This window comes from Vibrio sp. 779(2023), from assembly GCF_033344285.1.
GTDB lineage: Bacteria > Pseudomonadota > Gammaproteobacteria > Enterobacterales > Vibrionaceae > Vibrio > Vibrio alginolyticus.
In genome coordinates, this window is the sequence record NZ_JAWPOM010000014.1 from 77,598 (window position 1) to 100,168 (window position 22,571).

Consider the following 22,571-nt stretch of genomic DNA (forward strand, 5'->3'; position numbering starts at 1 on the left):
TCGGTGTTGGCACTCGCTCTTGGATTAAGAACAAGAGCGAGTGGAGAAGAGCTTATCGCAGTTTTTGTAATGCAAGCTTCCACTGTGCCGGTTTGTCGTAGTAGGCCGAGTGCGGTAAGGTCAAGTACTCGCCATTTACTTCTGCAATCAGGGTTGGATAACCACCAACGTGTAACTGTCGCATCAATTGTCGGCTAGAGCGAATTCTCTCATCTAGTTCGGCTTCGCTTAACGCCATGTTTTGCTCCCACGCATCACTTGCTAAACCTAGCGATTCTGCAATGGCTTTGAGCGTCGATGCTTCATTCACTTTTAACCCGAGCTGATAATGCGCAGATTGGATGGCCTTTAGCATGTGCCATGGATTCAGCCCCATTTTTTCCGCACTCAAGATCGCTTGTGTTGGTAGATAAGAATCAAGAACAAACGCATCTTCGCTTTTCACGCGTTGCAGATATGCTTCACCAAACGTCGCTCCGGTTTCGGTTGCAATACGAGCGTCACTGTTGATGATGTGCTGACGAAATTCAGGTTCAATCGCGCGTTTCTCAATCATACCGCCGGGATGAAGCTCTACCTTAAATTGAGAGGTGTCCATCAAGGCTTCGATGAGTGGTGATGCCCCGTAGCACCAACCACACATGGGATCGAAGAAGTAATGCACGGTTACCATGACATTTCACCAGTATGCACTTTCGCACCGATTTCTAGCGCGATTGGCAATTGAGCTTCTGGGTATTTCGCAGACATGGTGTCAATGAGTTGAACGCTGTTATTGCTGTGTTTTTTCGCTTGCTGAAAATCCTGCAAGTATTGTTGCGAGTAGCGAATGGTGTCTGCGTTCAGCTTTGTGCCTGCTTTCATGTGACCAGGAATGACCACTTGAGGTTTAAGCGCAAGCATCTCGCTAAGTTGCTGCTCCCAAGCATTGATGGCGGTCTGGTCAGCGGCATCTGCCATCCACAAATGTACGTTTGAGTACACGGCTACGTTACCTAGAATCGCTTTGTTATCTGGAATCCATAGGTAAGGGCGGTGTGCTGATGTGCCATGGTTACCACGAATTTCAATCTTATGACCTTCTAGCTCCAATGATGCTTTATCGTACGCGACAGGGATCACTGGTTTTACCGGTGCGTTTGCGCCAAGCTTTGGTCCCCAGTACGCCAGCTTTCCAGCCAATTTCTCTTTAATAATTTTTTGAACCGCAGGCGTTGTGATGATCTGCGCATCAGGGAACTGTTGGTGTAAGGCCTCTGCGCCAAAGTAGTAGTCTGGGTCCGCTTGGCTGATAAAAATGGTTTTAAGCGTTTTGCCTGAGTCCAGCACTTTAGCGGCAATGCGCATCGCGTCAGCTTTGGTGAAGCCAGTGTCGATAACCATGGCGTCAGTCTCACCGTATACCAAGGTTGAGTTTACGTGGAAGCTGTTACCGTCGGCGTTGTAAACCTCAAGAGTAAGGGGAGAGGCTAGGACAGGGCTTGCCATTAAAATGGATGCAGCAATCAAAGTTAATTTTTTCATAATAAGCTCCTAAAGAATTTGGGGCCAAGCGACCATGGCTTGGGAACGGGAGCTATATTAGGAAATTGATACGCTCGGAAAAATACACAATAATGTGCATCACTATTTCTTATTTCGATCAAATGTATGGATAGAGTAACGGCAGCAAAAGTGTTTGTGGATGTGGTGTATTCTGGCAGTTTTACCGCGACCGCAGAGCGGTTAGACATGTCTCGGCCAATGGTGACTCGTTATGTAGAGGCGATGGAGAACTGGCTGCAAACTCGTTTGTTACACCGCACCACGCGCAAGGTGTCCCTCACCACCGCAGGGGAGCGCAGCTTGCCTCAGATTGAGCGCTGGTTAAAACAGGCCGATACATTAACGTCGAACATTGCCGTTGATGGTGAGCTGTCCGGAAAAATCCGTCTTGCGTCTAGTACTTCATTTGGATTCTCACAGTTGATCCCCGTAGTAAACAGTTTTATGCAAAAGCACCCCAAAGTGTATATCGACATAGATCTGCAAGATTCAGTGAGTGATCTAACCGAACAACGCATCGATCTGGCGATCCGAATTGCGTCAGATCCCGATCCTTCTTTGATTGGTAAGCCGATTGCGGTGTGCGAATCGGTGTTGGTAGCATCACCGCAATATTTACAAACTCACCACGCGATCGCGCATCCGCGAGATTTATCTTCACACGACTGTTTGGGATACAAAAACTTTGAGCGTCACGTGTGGCATTTGTCTCAGGGCGACCAGTTCGAATCGGTGGGAATTGAGTGTCGCCTAACCAGCAATGAGGCCACGGCGTTATTGCATGGCGCTTTACAAGGCATGGGTATTTCGATGTTGCCAACTTACTTGAGCAATATCTATCTCAAATCGGGTCAGCTTGAGTCGGTGTTGCCGGATTGGAAGCCAAATGATCTCAACATTTACGCGCTGTATTCATCACGTAAACACTTGTCTCCTGCGGTGAGAGCTTTCATCGATCACAGTGAAGATTACTTTAAACAGCACCCTTGGTGAATGCGAAAAGCGTCGTCATCCCGACTTGAGATTCATACAAGATCCTGTACCTTACATGGATATATTTTCGCAGCATCATTTAGAGTTTTCGTTAATGTCACAAGTTTGCATCAAATTTATTGCTTCCGATATGGATGGCACATTGCTTGACCAGTACGGTCGTTTGGATCCAGAGTTTTTCGATCTGTTTTTGCAACTGGAAGAGCAAGGCATTTTGTTCTCCGCTGCGTCTGGTCGTCAGTATTACAGCCTGCGAGACACGTTCGCGCCAATCAAAGACAGACTGTTGTATGTGGCTGAAAACGGCACCTTGGTGATGTACCAAGACAAAGAGCTCTACAGTTGTACCATTCCTAAAGCGGAAGTGTTGGAGATTGTGAAAGCGGCTCGTGAGATTGACGGGGCGAACATCGTATTGTGTGGCAAGCGCTCGGCGTACATCGAAACGCATGATCAGCAATCGCTGGAAGAATTTCAAAAGTACTACCACCGCTGTGAATATGTGCCGGATTTGCTTGAGGTCGAAGACGAGTTTATTAAGGTAGCAATTTGTCACTTTGACGGTTCGGAAGAGCTCCTGTTCCCGACCATGAACGCAAAGTTTGGCGCAACGCATAAAGTCGTGGTGAGTGCAAAAATCTGGCTGGATGTGATGAATGCCGAGGCCTCTAAAGGTGCGGCCATTCAGCATCTTCAAGAGACGATGAATTTTACTCCGGCAGAAACCATGACGTTTGGTGACTACCTCAATGACCTCGAAATGCTGCAAGTCAGTGAGCATTCGTACGCGGTTGCCAACGCGCACGAAGAGATTAAGAAAATTGCTCGTTATTCTGCGCCAAGCAACCAAGAGGCTGGGGTACTCAAAGTGATTAAAGAGAAAGTATTAGCGAAGTAACGCTCATTCTTTCGATGTTATTTTCTTCTTCACGTAAAAAGCCCCGCAGTGTATGCGGGGCTTTGTTTTTTTTGTGTGTGTGGTGGGAGGGGGTAGTAATGTTCCCGTTTTAGCGTACGTACTTGGCGGTTGCACTGACTAAAAAGTGTTGCAATTTCCCGTCTGATTTTGGCACCCACAAGTCGTTATGATAATGGTAAATACGGCCATTGACGGTCACAGACAAGGTATTATCACCCGTTTTCTCCATGCGAATAAACTGATCCGAAGTGACCAAAAACGGCTCTTGCTCTTCAATGCTCTGGCCCGTTGCCAATACGAAGTAGCCGAATCGGTTGCCAGCATCCGGATCGGTTGAGTAGATTCGATGTCCAACTAGGCTGTAGTCGTCGTTGAGTGCCTGCTCAAGCGTTTTTTGCCCGATGGTTTCGTGCGATGGAATAAATACCCAAGCCAACACACCTGCCGCAATGACTGCCAGTAGAAGCAGTACTTGCATGAACTTTCTCATCATATATACCGTTTAACGTTGAAATTTCATTTTGTACATGCGCTTATCCGCTATGCTGATAAGAAAGTCAACATTGTCACTGTCTTTAGGGTATTGCGCTAAGCCCATGCTTGTTGAAAGTGTTGAGACTTTATCGGAGTTTAATATTTGTGCATCAAAGACGGTATTTATCTGCTCACGTACGTTCTCTTCATTGAGATGTTCACCTTCAAGGATAACCGCGAACTCATCTCCTCCCATGCGATAAACAGTAAAATCATTGAGTGCCATAGAATTAAGTCGCCTAGCGATTTCCCGCAGTACAGTGTCGCCAACTTGGTGTCCGTGTGTGTCGTTGACTTCTTTAAAACCATTTAAATCTAGAATCCAGAGAGAAAAGGGCCTTTTTTCTTGAGTAAATTTGTTTAGGGTTATGAATAGTGCATTGCGGTTCCCTAGGTTCGTCAAAGGGTCGCTGAGCGCCAATTTTCTATGAAAATGGGATTCACGATAAAAGAAATAAGTTAGAGAGATAATCGACAAAACGAACGTCGCAAACAACATATATTGTGCTTGCATTAAGCGCTGGGTTTGACCTTTTTGTGCTTCATAAGCTTTACTGCTTAGACGGAAGTTTTGATTAACGAAGTCTATTAAGCCTAAATATAGTGTTTGAGTTGAACGATAAAATGCAGCAGCAGCTTGGCTATCACCTGTTCTAGCTTCTACTAGTTGTTTTTCTAGCTCTTTGAACTCTTCAAAAAGGTTAATGAAGTAAAGGTGCATGTTGTTCCGAGAAAAGAACTTATTGGCTTTCGTGCTACTGGTCAATAAGTCAAAGCGACTCCACGCTAACTCGTATTGAAGCTCTGCACCATCAATATTCAATACGTTTTCATCTAACCGTCTGGCCTCGCCGACAAGTTCTGATAGTTCTTTGGAGAGTTGGAATAAAAACCAAGTCGCTTGTTTTTGTTCGTTATTAAAATTCTGTGAGAGTGAACGTGTTTGCTGTAAAAGCACGACATTCGCGAGAAGCAAAGAAACGGCAAACACCACCAGCAGCATTTTGCTGGTGGTAGAATATTGCAATATTCTTTGTTTCTTAGAATAGGGTTCTGATAACTTCATTCTTATTATTTTTCTTTTATTTCATTTACTTGCCATACCATTTGCGCATGATATTTATTGTAGTTTAGCTCTGGATAGAGATTGAGTGGATATATCACCCAGAAAGGGCCTTTATTCCTGACTTTTATGTAATTCTGATCTTGTTGATAAGCCAGTATTGGTTGATATCGAAGAATATCTTGTCGGGACAATGTCGAGTGATAGTCGTTTAAGCTGCTGATATCAACCTGCTCTGGTACCTTTCCGTAGACGTGTGTAAGAAGCGTGCTGAGTTTAACGCCTAAAAACTCTGACGAGGCAGGAAGCCAAGGCAATGTCATCGTGTAGCTAGTGGTAGGTAAAGCTTGGATCTCTTCCAGTTCCAGTATGACACTAGGCTGCTGGCTACTACTAAATACGATCGTATTTGCAGACAAGAATGGCGCAACAAAAAACAGACCTAGCGCGACTATCTTTTTCATCATATGCCCTTTTGAGTTTTATTCTTTTTTCTTAGCTAGGACAAAGGTGCTAGCGGTAATTTATTTATAATTATAGAGCCAACCGGATGAGATTTTATAATACGTTATGTTTCAAAAATAACTGTCGGTTTACGTCACGTCAAGGTTATTAAGTTGCTTCTTAATTAAAAGCTCAGAGTATTGGGATGATGGTAGAGTTTCGTAATGATTTCGCGGTATTTAATTGGTTTTTAGTGCAACTTTGTGTCATTTTTAATAAAGATACTGTGTCGGAAATGAGAATTTAATAAGGCGAGAAATGGGATGTCGAATTTGTTCTTAAGTTACATTATTTTACATATTTAAATCATCGATATTCAGATATGTATTTGTTAGTACGTAAAGAAAATAAAGTCACCTAGTTTTGGTGACTTTATTTTTTATTTCATGAGCTTACTTAATTTAACTATGCAAACAAATATTTTGCATGGAAGTTGAGGTGCTCTTCAATAAAGCTTGAGATGAAGTAATAGCTATGGTCATAGCCTGGTTGCATTCTCAAGGTTAGGTTTGAATCGTGTATTTTTGCCGCAGCAATCAGCGCTTCCGGTCTAAGCTGCTCATTTAAGAAGCCATCAGCATCACCTTGATCAACCAAAATTGGTAATGGTGATTGTTGTTGTTTTAGAAGTTCACTTGCATCGTATTGCTTCCAGCTTTCAAGCTCCTTGCCTAAGTAAGCAGTAAAGGCTTTTTGTCCCCAAGGGCATTGCATTGGGTTACTGATTGGACTGAACGCTGAAATAGAACGGTACTGTTCTGAATTTTTCAGACCAATGGTGAGCGCTCCGTGGCCGCCCATGCTGTGACCGGAAATTGACTTCACGTCAGAGACAGGGAAGTTACTTTCGATGATCGCAGGTAACTCCTCGGTCACATAGTCGTACATGCAGTAATGCAGTGACCAAGGTGCTTGCGTCGCATTAAGGTAAAAGCCAGCTCCTTTTCCTAGGTCATAGCTTTCGTCGTCAGCGATACCTTCGCCTCTCGGACTTGTGTCTGGTGCAATGATCGCAATGCCAAGCTCGGCCGCCATACGAAATGCGCCCGCTTTCTGCATAAAGTTCTCATCGGTACACGTTAAACCAGAGAGCCAGTATAGCGCGGGTACGGGATTTGATTTCGTTGCGTTAGGTGGCAAGAATATCGCGAAGCGCATGGTGCAGTTTAGGGCATTGGATTCGTGTGTATATTGCTTGTGCCAACCGCCAAACACTTTGGCTTGGCTTACATTTTCAATGGTCATGAATAAACTCTCTAATTAGCAGAAGGAATTCAGGCTCCCCAAAAGGAGAGCCTGAGGCAGCATTATTGATCCATATGGATAACTGTTCGGATGCTCTTACCTTCATGCATCAGATCAAACGCTTTGTTGACGTCTGCTAATCCCATTGTGTGGGTAATGAACTCCTGTAAGCCGAATTCACCAGCCATGTAACGGTTTACGATTTCTGGAAGCTCAGAGCGACCTTTAACGCCACCGAAAGCGCTGCCACGCCATACACGACCAGTTACCAGTTGGAATGGACGAGTTGAGATCTCTTGACCTGCACCAGCAACACCAATGATGACTGACTCACCCCAACCTTTGTGACAGCACTCAAGTGCTTGGCGCATCACGTTTACGTTACCGATACATTCGAATGAGTAGTCAACACCACCGTCTGTCATTTCAACAATCACTTCTTGAATTGGCTTGTCGAATTTTTGTGGGTTGATGCAATCAGTTGCACCAAGTTGTTTCGCTAGGTCGAATTTGCTTTCGTTGATGTCTACACCGATGATGCGGCTGGCACCAGCCATGCGAGCACCGATGATTGCAGAAAGACCGATACCGCCGAGACCAAAGATTGCCACTGTGTCGCCTTTTTCAACTTTAGCTGTGTTTAATACCGCACCCATACCAGTGGTTACGCCACAACCGAGAAGACAAACTTCTTCAAGTGGTGCTTCTTTGTTTACTTTCGCTAGTGAGATTTCTGGAAGAACCGTGTACTCAGAGAAAGTAGAACAACCCATGTAGTGGAAGATAGTTTCGCCGTTGATAGAGAATCGGCTTGTGCCATCTGGCATTAGGCCTTTACCTTGAGTTTCACGAACGGCCTGACATAGGTTCGTTTTGCCAGATTTACAGAACTTACACTCACCACATTCAGCAGTGTAAAGTGGGATAACGTGGTCGCCAACTTCAACGCTTGTTACGCCTTCGCCAACCATTTCAACGATACCACCACCTTCGTGACCAAGGATTGAAGGGAAGATACCTTCTGGATCGTCACCTGATAGTGTGAATGCGTCAGTGTGACAAACACCAGTTGCTACGATGCGTACTAGCACTTCGCCGGCTTTTGGAAGTTGTACATCCACTTCTTCCATTTTAAGCGGCTCACCTGCAGCCCAAGCGACCATTGCTTTTGATTTTATGTGAGTTTGACCAGGTTTGATTTCAAGCGACATTGGATGTTTCCTTTATATTTTCAGTATATGGAGTGACGTAATAAGCGTAGTTAAGGTTTGCTTACCGCGCTTCGTCGTTTTGTTGGTGCTCATTTTAGGTGTTTCAGTAAAAATGATAATCCGTCCATTTTGAAAATGATTTTTACATATGCGTAATAATGATAAGGTGAGCGTGTAAAAAGAGTGCGATGCCTCCTTAAAGCGGAAGGGAAATGGAAAAGGTGATTGACCTGAAGTTAGATAGAGGGGCTAAAGTAGAAAACTGTCAAACCATCAGCTAAGTAAGAGTGATTATGAATAAGACGGATCTGAGTGCCTATTTAACCAAGCTAGGCTTGCCTAGTGAATTGCCCGCCGATTTGGAGTCATTGCACAGAATTCACGTGGCGCAGCATCGTTGCCTGCCGTTTGAGAATTTTGACATCGCATTGCAGCGAGGCGTCTCTGTTGAGATTGAAGATATTATTCAAAAAACCGTGTACCACTCTCGCGGTGGTTACTGCTTTGAATTAAATGGTTTAATGCTTGATGTGCTCAACACTCTTGGGTTTGAAGCGCGAAGTTTGCTAGGGCGTGTACATGTGTCTGGTACACCAACAGGTCGTAGTCATCAAATCACGTTAGTGACGTTAGAGGAACAAACATGGATTGTCGATGTGGGTTTTGGCTCCAATACCCCTCGAGCGCCATTGCCATTTATCCTTGACCAAGTGATTCAGACGGATTTACAAACCTTCCGTTTTGTCAAAGATGCTCAGTTTGGTTATTTCCTCCAAGTGCTTTCAACCGATGGAACGGACACGTGGAACAATCTATACAGCTTTGACCTAGAGTTTGTGTTTGCTGGTGACATTGCATGTAGCAACTTCTTTACCTCGACTTCGCCTAATTCGCGTTTTACTAGCGCAAGAGTCGCTGCTAGAGCGACAGAAAGTGGGTTGGTGACGCTGCTTAACTACACACTCAGATGCACCAATCATGAAGAGCTAACAGAAATAGAGCTAGAGCCAGGTCAAACCTACCTGGATGCGTTGAAAGAATATTTTGGCATTGAGCTTGATGCGCAATACGACGATCTTCGTCCGTTACCTGACGCGTAAAGTTTTCCAGTTTTCAAAGCGTAGCGCGACGAGAACAATGTAATCACTATTTGTCTAGAAGAGGTCGACAGGAATACAGCATGGCGAATTGGGAAGGAGTCAGCGAGTTTGTTGCCGTAGCGGAAACTAACAGCTTTACAGCTGCCGCGGCTAAACTGAAAACGTCAGTGGCACAAATCAGTCGCCGCGTATCGGCACTTGAAGAGCGTCTTGCGGTCAAGTTACTGCATCGCACGACGCGAAAAGTTTCTCTGTCTGAAGCTGGACAGCTTTATTATCAGCAGTGCAAACATTTGGTCGAAGGGCTAGAACTGGCCGAGCTTGCTGTAACACAAATGCAGACCGAACCGCGAGGTTTGCTGCGTGTGACAGCGCCTGTGACCTATGGGGAAATGAACCTCGCGCCGCTCTTGCATCAGTTTTTGGAGAAGTACCCGCGTGTGGACCTCGATTTAGTTCTGACCAATCAAAAACTGGATTTGATAGAGCAAGGGGTAGACGTGGCGATTCGTCTTGGCCGCCTGCAAGATTCCAGCATGATCGCAAAGCGTCTTTCGTCGCGTCAAAATTACGTGTGTGCTAGCCCTATGTATTTGGAGCGATTTGGCGAGCCTCACACATTATCCGAACTGGCTCGACATCAGTGCTTGGTTGGTTCGGTCGATTATTGGCATTTTAAGGAAAATAAACGCGATAAGTCTTTGCGCGTGTCGGGGAGGATTAAATGCAATAGTGGTTTTGCGCTAATGGGCGCCGCCAAACGTGGTTTGGGTTTAGTGCAGTTGCCGGACTATTACGTTCAAGAAGCCCTAGATAACGGTGAGCTAGTCGAGGTGCTGACCGATTACCGAGACGACCGTGAAGGCATTTGGGCACTGTATCCACAAAGCCGAAATTTATCGCCCAAAGTGAGGTTGTTGATCGACTTTTTAGCGCAGGAACTAGCGGATTAGAGTTTTCATGAACTTTAATACAACTGAAGTTGCTAAAACGCCCGGTGATGCCGGGCGTTTTTATTAGGATGAGAGCTGGAATCGAAAAGACATGAATCACTATTGGTTGGATTCCGCGTCTTCACGTTTAATCACTTTGTGCCCATCTTCAGACACGCCTTGCTTCCAATAGCTGCTGATGTAGATATTCTCGCGATCGACTTCTTTCTCGTTGCGGAAATATTGGCGCAGCGCGCGCATTGAATCGAACTCACAGGCACACCATACCGAAGCGTTACCGTCTAACCATTCCAGTTCGCGAACGCTATCAGCCAAGGTTTGCTGTTCAGTTAGCCAAATCAACTCCATACCGGCTGGCGCGTGTAGGGGTTGAATGTCGGCTGGAGACATCACGCTGATCACAGCGTAGCCTTTGGCCTCTTCTGGCAGCGTACGAATTTTCGCAGAAAGTGCTGGAAGTGCTGTCATATCGGCAGCCATGAAGAACCAATCCGCCTCAGTATTTAAGTTGGAGATGCTACCTGGCCCAACAATGCTGATCGTGTCGCCTTTTTGCGCGGCCATTGCCCAACGCGCTGCAAATCCGCATTGCAGATCTTGCGTTACGTGTCGGACGAAATCCACTTCGATTGAACTGGTTTCTGGATGAAAGCGTCGGATAGTGTAGGTGCGCATGATTGGTCGGTCGTCTTCTGGCAGGATGCTCAGATCCGCGCCGCCCATATCGTTAAACAGTAATTTGATGTAACTGCCTTCGCAGTCACGAGGAAAGTGGCTCAGCGCCTCACCTTGCAAGGTAATGCGCTGCATGTTTGGAGTGATGGTTTCTGTGTCTGTGACAACAAGCGTTTTAGGTTGAGGCTTCTTTTTCATTGTTACTTTACTCGATAATTATTCTCTTTCTCATTTAAAGATTATCAAGTTCCCTAACAAGAGGGTAGCGTCTTTAAACAAATTTACACTGTGAATTAACGCCAAAGCCTCAAGAAAAATATTACCTCTATCCTTTCTCTAACCACGTAAAGTGAGTCGTTTTTTAACCATAAATGGACTTATATCATTGGAATCGTAGACAAAAGCAACAGCGCAGCCATGCTGTAGTTGAACCCCTTAACGCGTTTATCGGTGGTCAACCAACGCTGCAATTGCATACCTGCCGCCGTCCAAAATGTCACCGATGGCAAGTTGGCTAAACAGAAGATACCGGCGATAAAAGTCAGTTCGAGCCAAGAACCGCCACTGCTGTATACCGTAATGGCCGTCAACGCCATCGACCAACCTTTTGGGTTCACCCATTGGAATGCGACAGCCCCTAAAAAAGACATTGGGCGAAAATCGTGTTTTGCTTCGGTTTTGTCGCTGGTGGCGATTTTGTACGTCAAGTACAGCAAATAACTCAAGCTCAACACTTTCAAAATGGAGTGTGTAATTGGATATGCGTGGAACAGGCTCATCAAGCCAATACCCACCAAAATTAGCATGGCACCAAAGCCGAAGGTAATGCCCAACATGTGTGGGATAGTGCGTTTAAAGCCGACATTTGCCCCTGAGGTCATCAACATAATGTTATTGGGACCCGGCGTAAAAGTGGAGACAAAAGCGAACAACGCCAAAGCGCCCAGTTGATGATATTCCATAGATTGTTCCTTGAATCAGTTCTCGATAAGTTGAGAACAACTATAAGTAGAACTGAGGTCAATATTGTGCTTTTATTTGATGATTAGAAACTAAATAAGCAATGAAACATCATCATGGATAGATTTGACGAAAGAATATTGCAAGTGCTCAAACGAGATGGAAGAATCTCCAATGTGGAGCTGTCGGAACGCGTTGGTTTATCTCCGTCTGCAACCTTACGCCGAGTGCAAGATTTAGAGCGTAAAGGCGTGATCAAAGGCTACCGAGCAGTACTGGATAATCAGCAACTTGGCGTGGGCTTTGTCGCTTATGTGTCGATTGGTTTGGCCTCGCACTCTAAGCAGGCACAGCTGGGTTTCGAAGAGCATGTGCGTTTTGTAAACGAGGTGGTGGAATGTCACAACATTACGGGATCTAACGAATATCTCATACGCGTAGAGACGCAAAATCTCGCCGCTTATAAAGCGTTCCATGCTGATGTGTTGGGTGAGTGCGAACACGTCAAGTCGATCACAACGATGGTGGTGATGGACACACCAAAAGACGAGCGATAGCCAAACGAGAGTGACAGTTTTTGTGGCACATGAATTTGAAGTGACTCGAAAGAGTCAGTCGAGTATGAGAATGGTTCACAACAAATGCTGGAAAGCAGATGGCACTCTTACAATTTCCATATTTATTCTTACCTTCTAAATAATCCCATCCTGCTAGTTTTGCTTAAACCGCTTGTGTTTCAGAGCGGCGAGTCAGCAAAATTAAGGATGAACGATGAAATCACATGTAACACTTCCTCTTTTGAGCTTAAGCGCTGTTGCCGCATTGAGCTCATTTAACGTCAACGCCCACGGCTGGGTAGAGTTTCCAAGTGCTCGTCAAAATACGTGTTATTTAGACGGTGGCTTTTGGACCAACGAGATCCCTAACCAAGCGTGTAAAGCGGCTTTTGATGAATCTGGCGCGTATCCGTTTGTGCAGCGTAGCGAAATTGCAGCAAACGTACCAAATTACCGAGATATGGAGCATGTGAAAGCCGTGGTTCGCGACGGTGAGCTATGTTCTGCTGGCGATACAGCTAAGAAAGGCTTGAACATTCCTTCTCCAAACTGGCAGCGCACCAATGTTACGCCAGATGCAAATAACCAGATTGAATTGGTGTTTTACGGCAAAGCGCCGCACAACCCATCGTACTGGGAATTCTATCTCACCAAGCCAACTTATGATGATTCAAAACCTCTTACTTGGAGTGATTTAGAGCTGATCGACACCGCAGGTGATGTGTATGTTGATGCGGAAAAACGCTACCGTATTCAGGTGACTTTCCCTGCTGATCGTTCGGGCGATGCGGTACTTTACACTCGTTGGCAGCGTATTGATGTCGCTGGGGAAGGTTTCTACAACTGTAGTGACATTACGTTAAACGGAACAGGCACGACGCCACCGACTGACCCTGTTGATCCAACCGAACCGGGCAATAATCTGACATCTCTAGGCTACTTTGTTCAGCAAGGTTTCGGACCAGTAGAAGCGGGTGACACCATCCGTTTTCGTACGTTTAATGCGACAGGCAATGAAATTGTCGATATTTCACTACCAATCAGTGCGAACAATACGGCGACTTGGGCGGCAGAAATAGCAGATCAATTTAACGCGCAGCAAACGGGCGATTGGTATGTGGGCATTTGGCATCAAGAGATGAGCCACTACATGTTCGATAGTAACAACGTGAATGCGAACCAAGTATTAGCGCCAAGCGCAGACTTCAGTTATGCGTTGTCACTGATCAAAGCGGATGTACCGCCACCAGTTGAACCAACCAACTTGTGGGACAAGACGGCTGTTTACGACCAAGGTGATGTGGTGACGCACAACGGTAAAGAATGGACCGCTCAGTGGTGGACGTCTGGTGAGGAACCAGGCACAACGGGTCAATGGGGGGTATGGCGTTAAGCCAGTTATTCGGGCCCTGATCAATAAAACCCTTCTCATGTGAGAAGGGTTTGTTTTTTTAGCCTAAAACGATCACTTTGGTCGAGTGGTTGTCTTGAAAATCAGAGCACATATCGTTATTCGCTTGCTCTCCACTCGCTCCAGTTGAGCATCGCGTAGTCTGCCAGTTTGAGCATCGGAATGTCTTCGTGTGTATCACCGTAGGCATAAACAGACGCAAATTCGTCGAGCGAAAACGTGGCCCTAACGCGCGAGACTTTTTTTTCTAAACTACAATCACCTTGCTGGTAAAAGCCACTCAGTTTTGGCTGTTCTGAGATCAGTTCACTGCACTGCACAGCAAGTGGTAACCGTTCGCTTCACACCAAGGCTTGAGATACGCATTGAGTGATGCCGACACCACCACAATGGTATCGCCTCTGTGCTGATGCCACGCCAACCTTTCCATCGCTTCTGGCCGTAAGTACAGCGGGATCACTTCATGGGCAAACTGAGTGCCAATCGCTTCAATTTTCTGCGTTTCTTTCCCTGAAAATGCAATAAAACTGCTGAGAGGGCGCATAACACGAGCGGGTAACACTCCGAGTTTGTACAGCGCATAAAATGGCATGATAGCGACCTTTCCTATTCGTTTGCGCAGGCCATAAGCAGAATAGTGGAGGAAAAGGCTAAACATATCCTCTCGGGTGATGGTGCCATCAAAATCAAACAGTGCCAGTGACGGCTTAGTAGTATCGAGCAAATTCAGCGCCTATTTTTTGGTTTAAGATGGTTTTGTGTTTATTGATAAAACACCGCCAACCAGATGGTTTCTTGCGTTGGGTCAGTCCAGCTCACTTTGTGTTTGGTATGAGCTGGAATCGTAACGTGATCGCCTGCCTCAAGTCGTTGCACGACACCTGATTCAAAAGTCAGCTCTCCTGCTCCTTTAAGAACCAAGACCCATTCATGTTCTTCTTGATCGTACCAGCCACTTTCGGGCGAGGTTTGCCCCGTTGAGACAATGCGTTCTATACGCAGGTTTTTGTGGGTCAGCAGGTCTTCGAACACTTCCTCGTCGAGGTTATTCGGTAAGTCTTTAAACAGGTTCATGGCCTTTCCTTAGAGAATGATCAGTCCAAAAGGCGCAAGCAATTGCTCTTGTTGCCAATCACAAATTTTAACACCAAACAGAGAAACGCGGCGAACATCCAGCCCGTCTAGTTCGACATGAGTCAGATCACACTGCTCAACGTTAAAGGTTCCCCATTGTTCTGGCGAGAATTCGCAGCGAGATAAATCCGAGCCTTTGAGAGTTGCCCCTGCGAGGTTCGCACCGTTCCAACGGTTTTCAAAGAGGTCACATTTTTCTAGTAACACTCGCTCGAAGTTACAGTAGGTGAGGTTGCAGCCAGTAATAAAAGCAGAACAGAAAAACATGGTGTTACTGACGCGATTAGCAAAGTTCGCACCTTGGAAGTTTGCCCCTTTGAGATCGCACTTACGTAGCTCCAAGCCCATACAATTTGCGCCGTTAAACAGGCTCATCGCCAACATGCAGTTCGTAAAGCTAGCGTCTTTTAAGTTCGCGAAGCGAAAACTACACCCTTCTAGCGCTTTGGATTCGATAAAGCGACAGTCGATGAACTTAGCATCGCGCAGATCGGCATGGTCGAAACAGCACATATAAAAGTGGCAGTTTTTAAAGGTAGCATTCTGAAAATCGTGATGAGAAAAGTTTTCTCGTTCAAAAATGAGATCGGTTTTTAACATGTCTTCTCCTTAGCTGCGAGCAGACTAGCACTCCAAGTGACTGATTTTCCATAAAAATAACTTCTTGTATTTCAGTGCTTTACAAACCCCTCAAATCGCGATTTTAAGGGGGCAAACGAGCGTTTTAAGTGGGTTGTTTTTTGAAAATAGAAGACGTAGAGGACGAAAAAAGTTTTTGCTGGCTACGAGCCTTAACGAGAGGATTCGCATTTATGGGTATGCATGGCAACTCACACGCACAGTTTGCATTACAGAATTGTATCCTATTTGCATAATTTGTTGATCAATATGGCGTTTCTCCATACAAAAAACCTATATTTTTCACAAATTGATTTCCATCAAAATAGTAGGGTTTCTATGTGCTAGATTGCGCACAGCTCAAAAAGATATAGATACCCGTGTGCTTCAAGGCGCTGAGTTTACTTGAAATCTCAGATCAGTTAGTAGGCACCCCTTTGGGTACGACATAACGAAGCCCTACGAAAGGAAATAAAAATGAAAAAAACAATCTGCAGTCTAGCAGTGGTTGCTGCACTCGTGTCACCAAGTGTTTTCGCTCATAAACAAGGTGACTTCGTTCTTCGTGTTGGTGCGGCGTCTGTCGTTCCAAACGACAGCAGCGATAAGATTCTTGGTTCTCAAGAAGAGTTAGAAGTTGACTCAAATACGCAGCTTGGTTTGACGTTTGGCTACATGTTTACAGACAACATCAGTTTAGAGCTTCTAGCAGCAACACCATTCAGCCACGATATTTCAACAGACTTGTTAGGTCTTGGTGATATCGCGGACACCAAACACCTTCCACCAACGCTTATGGTGCAGTACTACTTTGGCGAGCCACAAAGTAAGTTCCGTCCATACGTGGGTGCAGGTCTCAACTACACCATGTTCTTTGATGAGGGCTTCAATAGTACGGGTAAAGGCGCTGGTCTTTCAGATCTTAAGTTGGATGACTCATTCGGTCTAGCAGCGAATATTGGTGTGGACTACATGATCAACGATCAATGGTTCTTCAACGCTGCTGCGTGGTACGCAAACATTGAAACAGAAGCAACTTACAAAGCAGGTGGAGTGAAGCAAAAAACCGACGTCAAAATTAACCCTTGGGTATTTATGATCAGCGGCGGTTACAAGTTCTAAGAAAAACCAGTAGTTACACGCACATTACTATTATTGGCATGACTTTGGGGGCGGTTACGGGGACTGCCCCTCTTTTTTATCCTCGTTTTGATTGCACATCATTTACTCCACTTAGCAACATGCAAAATTGGATCTTTACCTTGCAGATCATTTTATTGTCGGAAGATCGAAAAGTCCTACACTGATCACATAATTGAACAAGTGGACAATATAAATGAGCGACGACATCGCAAAGCATTCCTCCTCCAGATCTAAGCTGGTAAAAACTCTTTTCTTTACTCTCTGTGTTATCGCATTTGGTGCGATGTATTGGTCTTGGCAGTATTCAGACAGTCACCCAAGCACGGAAGATGCCTACGTTAGGGCAAAAATTTTGTCGGTAGCGCCTCAGGTAAAAGGCCAAGTGGTTTCTGTGGATGTTAAAGATTTCCAATCTGTTAACAAAGGTGACCTACTGTTGAAGATAGATTCACGCCCATATTTGTTGGCAGTGAAGCAAGCAAAAGCGGCATACCAATTGGCGGTCCAGCAACATGACGTTGCCGATAAGCAGGTAACTGAAGCTGTTGCGGGCTTAGATGCGGCGCGCTCTAACCTGACAGAAGCGCAAGTAGAGTACAAACGTGCGGATTCCCTAGTGAAACGCAAACTGGCGTCGGACCAAGATTTAGATACGGCAAAAAACAAACTAGCCAATGCCCAAGCGAGCCTGGAGCAAGCGCGCGCGACGGTAGAAAAAGCCATTGCGAACCGTGGTGAAGAAGGCGCAGAGGCTGCGGTTGTTCAACAAGCGGCAGCACAGTTAGCGCAAGCAGAGCTGAACTTGAGCTACACCGACATTACGTCACCAGTGGATGGCATTGCCGGTGAGATCAATACGCACGTAGGCTCGGTTGTTAGCGTGGGTCAAACGCTGTTCCCTGTGATTTTAAAAGACAGCTATTGGGTACGCGCGAACTTTAAAGAAACCGATCTTACTCACATCAAACCTGGTATGCATGCGTATGTGGTGATTGATATGTACCCAGACGTGGTGTGGAAAGCAACGGTAGAGCAGCTGTCGCCTGCGAGTGGTACATCGTTCTCCTTGATGCCACCAGAAAACGCAACGGGTAACTGGGTTAAAATCAAACAGCGTTTCCCTGTACGTTTGGCATTAGAAGTACCGGCCGATGCGCCGCAACTTCGCGTGGGTGCGAGCTCAGAAGTCACCATTGATTTGCAAAGTCGCGTGCAATGAGCCACCAAATTACGGCAGACAAACGGGGGATTGCCACCGTCGCCGTGATGCTTTCTGCCATCATGGTGTTAATCGATATGACCGTTGCGAACGTGTCGCTATCACACATGATGGGCGCGCTGGGCGCAACGGCAGACCAAATTACTTGGGTGCTGACGGGTTACAGCATGGCGGAAGCGATCTTCATTCCGATGACCAGTTTCTGGGTGTCGCGCTTTGGTGAACGCAAAGTCATGCTGGTTGCCGTGGTCGGTTTTGTGATTGCCAGTGCGCTTTGTGGGCAAGCACAGTCTCTTGAAGAGATGGTGCTATTTCGCATTATCCAAGGCGCTTTCGGCGCGTCGGTGATTCCATTGGCGCAGTCGACGTTAGTGCAGATTTATCCGTATGAGCAAAAAGGCAAAGCGATGGCGATTTTCTCCATCGGCATTTTGCTTGGTCCTATTTTGGGCCCAGTTGTAGGTGGTGTGATCACCGACAACATTAACTGGCGCTGGATTTTTTACATCAACTTGCCATTCGGTTTGATCTGTACCTCTTTGATTTATCGCTATATCCATATCGACAACAAATCCAAACCTAACTTTGACTGGTGGATCATCGGTTACATGGCGTTAGGTGTGGGCGCGTTGCAGTTTGTGTTGGATAAAGGGAACGAAGAAGACTGGCTCAACTCACGCATGATCCAGACGGCGATATTGCTCGCAGTAATGGGATTGGTGATGTGGATCTATCGCAGTTGGAAAACCAAAAGTCCAATAGCGCCATTATGGCTACTGAAAGACCGAAACCTTATGGTCTCGTCATTGATGATTGCCGTGGTGTCGATGGCGATGTTTGGTCTGACGACTCAACAACCAATGCTGTTGGAAAGCTTGCTGGATTATCCGGTCTCAACCACTGGCTTATTAATGGCACCTCGTGGGTTGGCGTCAGCGGCGATGTTGATTTTGGTGATTAAGCTCAATCCGCAATTCGATCCCAGAATCAAAATAGTCTTTGGCTTGAGCTGCATCGGGATTGGTAGCTATTTGATGACGCAGTACTCACTGCAGATCGATACATTTTGGATTGTGATGCCGAGTATGATTCAGGGGATGGGGCTTGGTTTAACCTTCTCGACGCTATCCACCTTGGCGTATTTAACGATTCCGAAAGAGCAATCTGTTGCGGCGGCGAGTATTTACAATCTGTTCCGTACCATTGGTAGCTCGTTTGGTATTTCTATCGCCACCACGTTCCAATATCGTGATAGTCAGCAGCAATGGCATGCGCTGGGAGAGGGTATTAATCCTTATAATCCTAACTTGCATGACTGGGCGGCCAATCAGGGGCTTTCCATTACCGACCCGGTTGCGTTAGACCAATACCAACAGATGTTGCAGCAGCAATCGCAAATGGTCGCGTTTGTGCACACCTTCCAGCTTGTGGGAGTGATGTTCGTGATCATGATGCCGATGTTGGTTTTCATCCGGTCGCGTGAATAACAACAAGTTCCGGTGAACCGTGTAAGAGAACGCCTCTCAAGTTGTGTCAGCTTGAGAGGCGTTTTTTATTGGACGGTGTCAGTGAAAGAAGGACGTTTACTCAAACGTCACTTCGTCAAAATGCGGATTGGCTTTGAGCGCGCGCATTGCGACTAATTGTTCAGTCGGGAAGGCGGTGTGCTCACCATCCATATCTAAAAACAAGCACTCTTGTCGCTGCATGTCGTAGCCTGTGTCGAACGCGTTGCCCTGATGAGTTTCACCATTTTTTAGCGTGATCTCGATAGGGAGCTTAAACATACAGGCGATTTCAATAAAATCGTATTGGTTGCAAGTCACCATAGTTTTCTCCTTTCAAACCGACGCAGTATTCAGAAGGTTTGAGAACCGTATCCTTAAATAGAAGACGTTTGATTGAAACTGAATCTTCATCTTACACCTCATTCTGGTCACGAAATAGACATACACGCACGTTTTAATAAACCTACTGTTGAGCGTTCGCAAGTGAGACAAAACTACGATATGTCTGAGACGATACTTAAGCGCACATACCTAACGAGTGAACAAAAGACACAAAAGCCAAGTTCACTGATTCCGCCTCAAACCTACCATGCGCAGTTGGCGCACCGTGTTCACCACTCGCCTCAATTTGAAAACGGCCGCGTTAAAAACGAGATGCCAAATGTGCCTAGTCCGCAATCATTCTGGCAGGTGTGTTGGAGTTATCTTGGTGGTAGAACGCCGTTGAGTCCTAACGAACATCTGCCACATTCCCCAATTCAACCCACGCAGTTTGCGCAGCGAAGTGAATCGATGCGCGTTACTTGGCTGGGCCATTCCACCATGCTGGTGGAGGTCGATGGCATTCGAATTCTGACCGATCCGGTATTTGATTACGCTTCTCCGTTCATCGCAAAAGCGTGGTTTGAACGCAATATTCCCAATACTTACGCCAGAGATTGTTTGCCGATTCCTGAAATTATCGTGATTTCGCACGATCATTACGACCATTTAGAAGCATCGACCATACGTTTCTACGCTGATAAATCCGTGACGTTTTATGTGCCCTTAGGGGTTGGCAAGCATCTGATAAAGTGGGGCGTTTGCGCAGACAACATCGTGGAATTCGATTGGTGGGATAGCGTGCACTATGCCGGAATCGAACTGATTTGTACGCCTGCTAACCATAATTCGGGTCGTACTTATTTCGATAAAAACTCGACCTTGTGGGCTTCTTGGGTCATCAAAGGTAAAGAAGAGACGCTCTATTTTAGTGGCGATTCAGCTTACGATTCGCACTTTTCCGAGATAGCACAGCGATGTGGACCAATCGACATTGCCTGTTTGGAAGTGGCTGCTGATGTGAAAGGCCAAGGTTATCCGGTCGAAAACTGGGGGCACATGCAGGCTCATCATACCGTGCAAGCGTTTTGCGATTTAAATGCGAAAAAACTGCTGCCAGTACATTGGGCTACATACGAGCTGTTTACTCACCGCTGGGACGAACCGATTTTAGATTTGCTTGCCCATTGTCAAAAAGAACATATAACGCTGCTGACGCCAATGCCGGGGGAGAGTTTTTACGTTCATAAAAAACAGATAAATAAACAATGGTGGCGAGAAAAAGAAACAGGTGAGCCAGCTAGAATTGTGACTTAATAATATGTTCTTACTTCAATAATTATTTTAGAAGTTAACCTTGTTATTTTCAGAATATAACAAGGTTTTTTACTCGCTTACTCATCAATCACTTGAGGTTTTAACTCGACGACATTTCCTTCCGGATCATGAATATAGAGTGAGCGACCGAATCCTTGTGCGCCGTAGCGTTTCGCAAACTCTTCGGTTTCAATGCCGTTCGAACGCAGATATTCCAGTAATTCATCCTCGGAAAAAGGCGCCAATTGCAGGCAAAAATGATCAATATTACGACCATTTTGAACAGGTGGCTTTCCGCCGAGTTGGCCTAATTCGCTGTCTACCGTCACAACATCAATCAATGCGTTACCTGCCCTAAGTTGAGTTAAACCAAGTTCCGTTACTTCGCGTTCGACAGGGCAGCCCAAAATGTCTCGATAGAAATGCAACATAGCATCGAGGTTACAGGTCCTTAAAACAACATGATCAAGCGCTTTGATGGCGATTGGATTTTTGGTGGGCATACTTCACTCCTTTTTGCATTGTGTTGAGGTAAGTATAAAGTGACCTTAAAAGTGGTGAGAGAAATGATCAAATTCCAGATGTTTTTTTGCTAGAGCGAGTGCAGAAACACTGCAACTCAAAGCAAACAAAAAAAGCTAGCGTATTGCTAGCCTTTTGGAATATGGATGGGGCTATTACTCGTAATCAGAAGCGTAAGTTTCTTCGTAAGTGTGTGAGTAAAGCTCGAATAGGTTGCCGAATGGGTCTTCTAGGTAAACCATTTTCGCAGGCTTATTATCGTCTTCTGGGTGGTAACGCATGATGTCCATGCGAACTTTGCCACCTAGTGCTTCGGTGCGTTTGATAGCACCTTCAAAATCGTCTGTCTGCAAACAGAAATGGAAGATACCGATGCGAGAAAAATCCACTTCATGGCGCTCTTGACGCTCTTTCATTTCGAATAACTCAAGGCCGATGCCATCACTTGTCACAAGGTGCGCAATGTTGAAGCCTTTAAAGCCTTCCCCAAAGACCGCAATACACATTCTGCCAATTGCCGTTTCGCGTTCTTCAATTACTTTCGTGTTGCCCATAACGACTTTTAGACCTAGCGCTTGCGTGTAAAACTCAACCGCTTTGTCCATATCTCCGACCATAATACCGACATGATTCATTTTCATTTGTTTGCTCCCAACATGTGTGTTTGAACGTTGTCTTGTTTCGATGTGGGAGAGTATATGGTGTGATGTTGATTATATGAAATTATCATAAATTATAAAAATGATAATTTTATTTAATGATTTGCATGTTGGGATTGAGTTAGTGAGCTAAGGCCTCAACAGCTTGCCTCACCGAGGTGAAATGAATCTTGATAATGCACCGTTGCGCGAGGCTGAATTCATGCGATTGGATTAATGACGTAACCTCTTCTACGGACAGCGTTCGTTCTTTTGGGTGTAAAAGAGTGGTGTTCGAACCATTGTTTTTCAATTCGAACGTGTTGCCATTTGAGTCAATAACGTAATCATCTTGCCCAAAAATGAGGGCTTCGCATTCAGAGTCTAAGTCGGACTGGGAATGCGTATAGATCAGCTCATCGTCGCCGTCTAGTTTTAGCAAGCATGGCCAGCATACTGCGTGGTCTCTCATGGTTAACTC

At 45.7% G+C, this 22,571-nt stretch carries 25 protein-coding genes and 1 pseudogene; 10 read left to right on the forward strand and 16 right to left on the reverse strand.

All coding sequences use genetic code 11. The annotated features are described in order from the left end of the window. Positions 1 to 52 precede the first annotated feature (52 nt). On the reverse strand, positions 53 to 673 hold the full coding sequence (locus R8O70_RS17150) for a DsbA family protein (RefSeq protein ID WP_017633828.1): 621 nt from the start codon (positions 671 to 673) through the stop codon (positions 53 to 55). Next, entirely contained in the window at positions 667 to 1,524 is an 858-nt protein-coding gene (locus tag R8O70_RS17155; protein WP_169628496.1) for an MBL fold metallo-hydrolase, read from the reverse strand. The genes R8O70_RS17150 and R8O70_RS17155 overlap by 7 nt, the downstream gene beginning before the upstream one ends. Positions 1,525 to 1,650: 126 nt before the next feature. On the opposite strand from R8O70_RS17155, the gene R8O70_RS17160 reads away from it, so the two are divergent. Both R8O70_RS17160 and R8O70_RS17165 read left to right on the forward strand, forming a co-directional pair. Further along, positions 1,651 to 2,538 (forward strand): LysR family transcriptional regulator, encoded by an 888-nt coding sequence (locus R8O70_RS17160; RefSeq protein WP_017633830.1) that lies wholly within the window; start codon positions 1,651 to 1,653, stop codon positions 2,536 to 2,538. Between the two features lie 94 nt (positions 2,539 to 2,632). Next, on the forward strand, positions 2,633 to 3,436 hold the full coding sequence (locus R8O70_RS17165; RefSeq protein ID WP_042522338.1) for a Cof-type HAD-IIB family hydrolase: 804 nt from the start codon (positions 2,633 to 2,635) through the stop codon (positions 3,434 to 3,436). A 109-nt stretch (positions 3,437 to 3,545) separates the two neighbouring features. On the opposite strand, the gene R8O70_RS17170 is transcribed toward R8O70_RS17165, so the two are convergent. The 5 genes from R8O70_RS17170 to R8O70_RS17190 all read right to left on the reverse strand — a co-directional run bounded on the left by R8O70_RS17170 (position 3,546) and on the right by R8O70_RS17190 (position 8,014). Continuing rightward, entirely contained in the window at positions 3,546 to 3,935 is a 390-nt protein-coding gene (locus R8O70_RS17170) for a hypothetical protein (RefSeq protein WP_005374387.1), read from the reverse strand. 24 nt (positions 3,936 to 3,959) lie between these two features. Continuing rightward, entirely contained in the window at positions 3,960 to 5,057 is a 1,098-nt protein-coding gene (locus R8O70_RS17175) for a GGDEF domain-containing protein (RefSeq protein ID WP_005383270.1), read from the reverse strand. Between the two features lie 5 nt (positions 5,058 to 5,062). Beyond that, the gene (locus tag R8O70_RS17180) at positions 5,063 to 5,518 is read right to left on the reverse strand and encodes a hypothetical protein (protein WP_005374384.1); all 456 of its coding nucleotides are present in this window, start codon (positions 5,516 to 5,518) and stop codon (positions 5,063 to 5,065) included. Positions 5,519 to 5,963: 445 nt separating this feature from the next. Next, positions 5,964 to 6,803: an S-formylglutathione hydrolase gene (gene fghA / locus R8O70_RS17185; protein ID WP_005374382.1), complete on the reverse strand. Its 840-nt coding sequence runs from the start codon at positions 6,801 to 6,803 to the stop codon at positions 5,964 to 5,966. 62 nt (positions 6,804 to 6,865) lie between these two features. Next, complete coding sequence (locus R8O70_RS17190; protein ID WP_017821027.1) at positions 6,866 to 8,014, reverse strand: S-(hydroxymethyl)glutathione dehydrogenase/class III alcohol dehydrogenase; 1,149 nt, start codon at positions 8,012 to 8,014, stop codon at positions 6,866 to 6,868. Between the two features lie 293 nt (positions 8,015 to 8,307). On the opposite strand from R8O70_RS17190, the gene R8O70_RS17195 reads away from it, so the two are divergent. After that, on the forward strand, positions 8,308 to 9,114 hold the full coding sequence (locus tag R8O70_RS17195) for an arylamine N-acetyltransferase family protein (protein WP_017633835.1): 807 nt from the start codon (positions 8,308 to 8,310) through the stop codon (positions 9,112 to 9,114). Between the two features lie 80 nt (positions 9,115 to 9,194). Then, positions 9,195 to 10,067 (forward strand): LysR family transcriptional regulator, encoded by an 873-nt coding sequence (locus R8O70_RS17200; protein WP_017633836.1) that lies wholly within the window; start codon positions 9,195 to 9,197, stop codon positions 10,065 to 10,067. A 99-nt stretch (positions 10,068 to 10,166) separates the two neighbouring features. Here the strand turns inward: R8O70_RS17200 and R8O70_RS17205 are convergent, their stop codons facing one another. Then, a complete protein-coding gene (locus R8O70_RS17205) occupies positions 10,167 to 10,940 on the reverse strand; it encodes a siderophore-interacting protein (protein WP_062730859.1) in 774 nt (257 codons plus the stop codon). 179 nt (positions 10,941 to 11,119) lie between these two features. Further along, positions 11,120 to 11,704, reverse strand: a complete 585-nt coding sequence (locus R8O70_RS17210) for a LysE family translocator (protein ID WP_064369529.1) — start codon at positions 11,702 to 11,704, stop codon at positions 11,120 to 11,122. A 114-nt stretch (positions 11,705 to 11,818) separates the two neighbouring features. Between R8O70_RS17210 and R8O70_RS17215 the strand changes: the two genes are divergently transcribed. Next, on the forward strand, positions 11,819 to 12,259 hold the full coding sequence (locus tag R8O70_RS17215) for an Lrp/AsnC family transcriptional regulator (RefSeq protein WP_031780811.1): 441 nt from the start codon (positions 11,819 to 11,821) through the stop codon (positions 12,257 to 12,259). Positions 12,260 to 12,473: 214 nt separating this feature from the next. Continuing rightward, on the forward strand, positions 12,474 to 13,652 hold the full coding sequence (locus tag R8O70_RS17220; protein WP_149191659.1) for a lytic polysaccharide monooxygenase: 1,179 nt from the start codon (positions 12,474 to 12,476) through the stop codon (positions 13,650 to 13,652). Positions 13,653 to 13,768: 116 nt separating this feature from the next. On the opposite strand, the pseudogene R8O70_RS17225 reads toward R8O70_RS17220, so the two are convergent. From R8O70_RS17225 to R8O70_RS17235, 3 genes and pseudogenes are all read right to left on the reverse strand, one after another. Then, a pseudogene (locus R8O70_RS17225) lies at positions 13,769 to 14,394 on the reverse strand (HAD-IB family hydrolase). Positions 14,395 to 14,432: 38 nt separating this feature from the next. After that, positions 14,433 to 14,744 (reverse strand): cupin domain-containing protein, encoded by a 312-nt coding sequence (locus tag R8O70_RS17230; RefSeq protein WP_005383281.1) that lies wholly within the window; start codon positions 14,742 to 14,744, stop codon positions 14,433 to 14,435. A gap of 9 nt (positions 14,745 to 14,753) precedes the next feature. Next, a complete protein-coding gene (locus R8O70_RS17235; protein WP_005374358.1) occupies positions 14,754 to 15,404 on the reverse strand; it encodes a Qnr family pentapeptide repeat protein in 651 nt (216 codons plus the stop codon). A 495-nt stretch (positions 15,405 to 15,899) separates the two neighbouring features. Between R8O70_RS17235 and ompW the strand changes: the two genes are divergently transcribed. The 3 genes from ompW (at position 15,900) to R8O70_RS17250 (ending at position 19,271) form a co-directional block, all read left to right on the forward strand. Further along, positions 15,900 to 16,544: an outer membrane protein OmpW gene (ompW, locus tag R8O70_RS17240; protein ID WP_213961331.1), complete on the forward strand. Its 645-nt coding sequence runs from the start codon at positions 15,900 to 15,902 to the stop codon at positions 16,542 to 16,544. A 214-nt stretch (positions 16,545 to 16,758) separates the two neighbouring features. Then, entirely contained in the window at positions 16,759 to 17,784 is a 1,026-nt protein-coding gene (locus R8O70_RS17245; RefSeq protein ID WP_318184279.1) for an HlyD family secretion protein, read from the forward strand. Then, on the forward strand, positions 17,781 to 19,271 hold the full coding sequence (locus R8O70_RS17250; protein WP_006740970.1) for an MDR family MFS transporter: 1,491 nt from the start codon (positions 17,781 to 17,783) through the stop codon (positions 19,269 to 19,271). The genes R8O70_RS17245 and R8O70_RS17250 overlap by 4 nt, the downstream gene beginning before the upstream one ends. A 96-nt stretch (positions 19,272 to 19,367) precedes the next feature. Here the strand turns inward: R8O70_RS17250 and R8O70_RS17255 are convergent, their stop codons facing one another. After that, positions 19,368 to 19,613, reverse strand: coding sequence for a Rho-binding antiterminator (locus R8O70_RS17255; protein WP_025553211.1), 246 nt, complete (start codon positions 19,611 to 19,613; stop codon positions 19,368 to 19,370). A 180-nt stretch (positions 19,614 to 19,793) separates the two neighbouring features. Here R8O70_RS17255 and R8O70_RS17260 point away from each other — a divergent pair, with 180 nt between their 5' ends. Next, the gene (locus R8O70_RS17260) at positions 19,794 to 20,930 is read left to right on the forward strand and encodes an MBL fold metallo-hydrolase (RefSeq protein ID WP_258625430.1); all 1,137 of its coding nucleotides are present in this window, start codon (positions 19,794 to 19,796) and stop codon (positions 20,928 to 20,930) included. A gap of 77 nt (positions 20,931 to 21,007) precedes the next feature. Here R8O70_RS17260 and R8O70_RS17265 read toward each other — a convergent pair whose 3' ends face one another. From R8O70_RS17265 to R8O70_RS17275, 3 genes are all read right to left on the reverse strand, one after another. Beyond that, positions 21,008 to 21,433, reverse strand: a complete 426-nt coding sequence (locus tag R8O70_RS17265) for a VOC family protein (protein ID WP_017821017.1) — start codon at positions 21,431 to 21,433, stop codon at positions 21,008 to 21,010. Positions 21,434 to 21,607: 174 nt separating this feature from the next. Beyond that, a complete protein-coding gene (locus R8O70_RS17270; protein WP_005374344.1) occupies positions 21,608 to 22,093 on the reverse strand; it encodes a VOC family protein in 486 nt (161 codons plus the stop codon). A gap of 139 nt (positions 22,094 to 22,232) precedes the next feature. Continuing rightward, positions 22,233 to 22,562, reverse strand: coding sequence for a DUF4144 domain-containing protein (locus R8O70_RS17275; protein WP_033907198.1), 330 nt, complete (start codon positions 22,560 to 22,562; stop codon positions 22,233 to 22,235). Positions 22,563 to 22,571 lie beyond the last annotated feature (9 nt).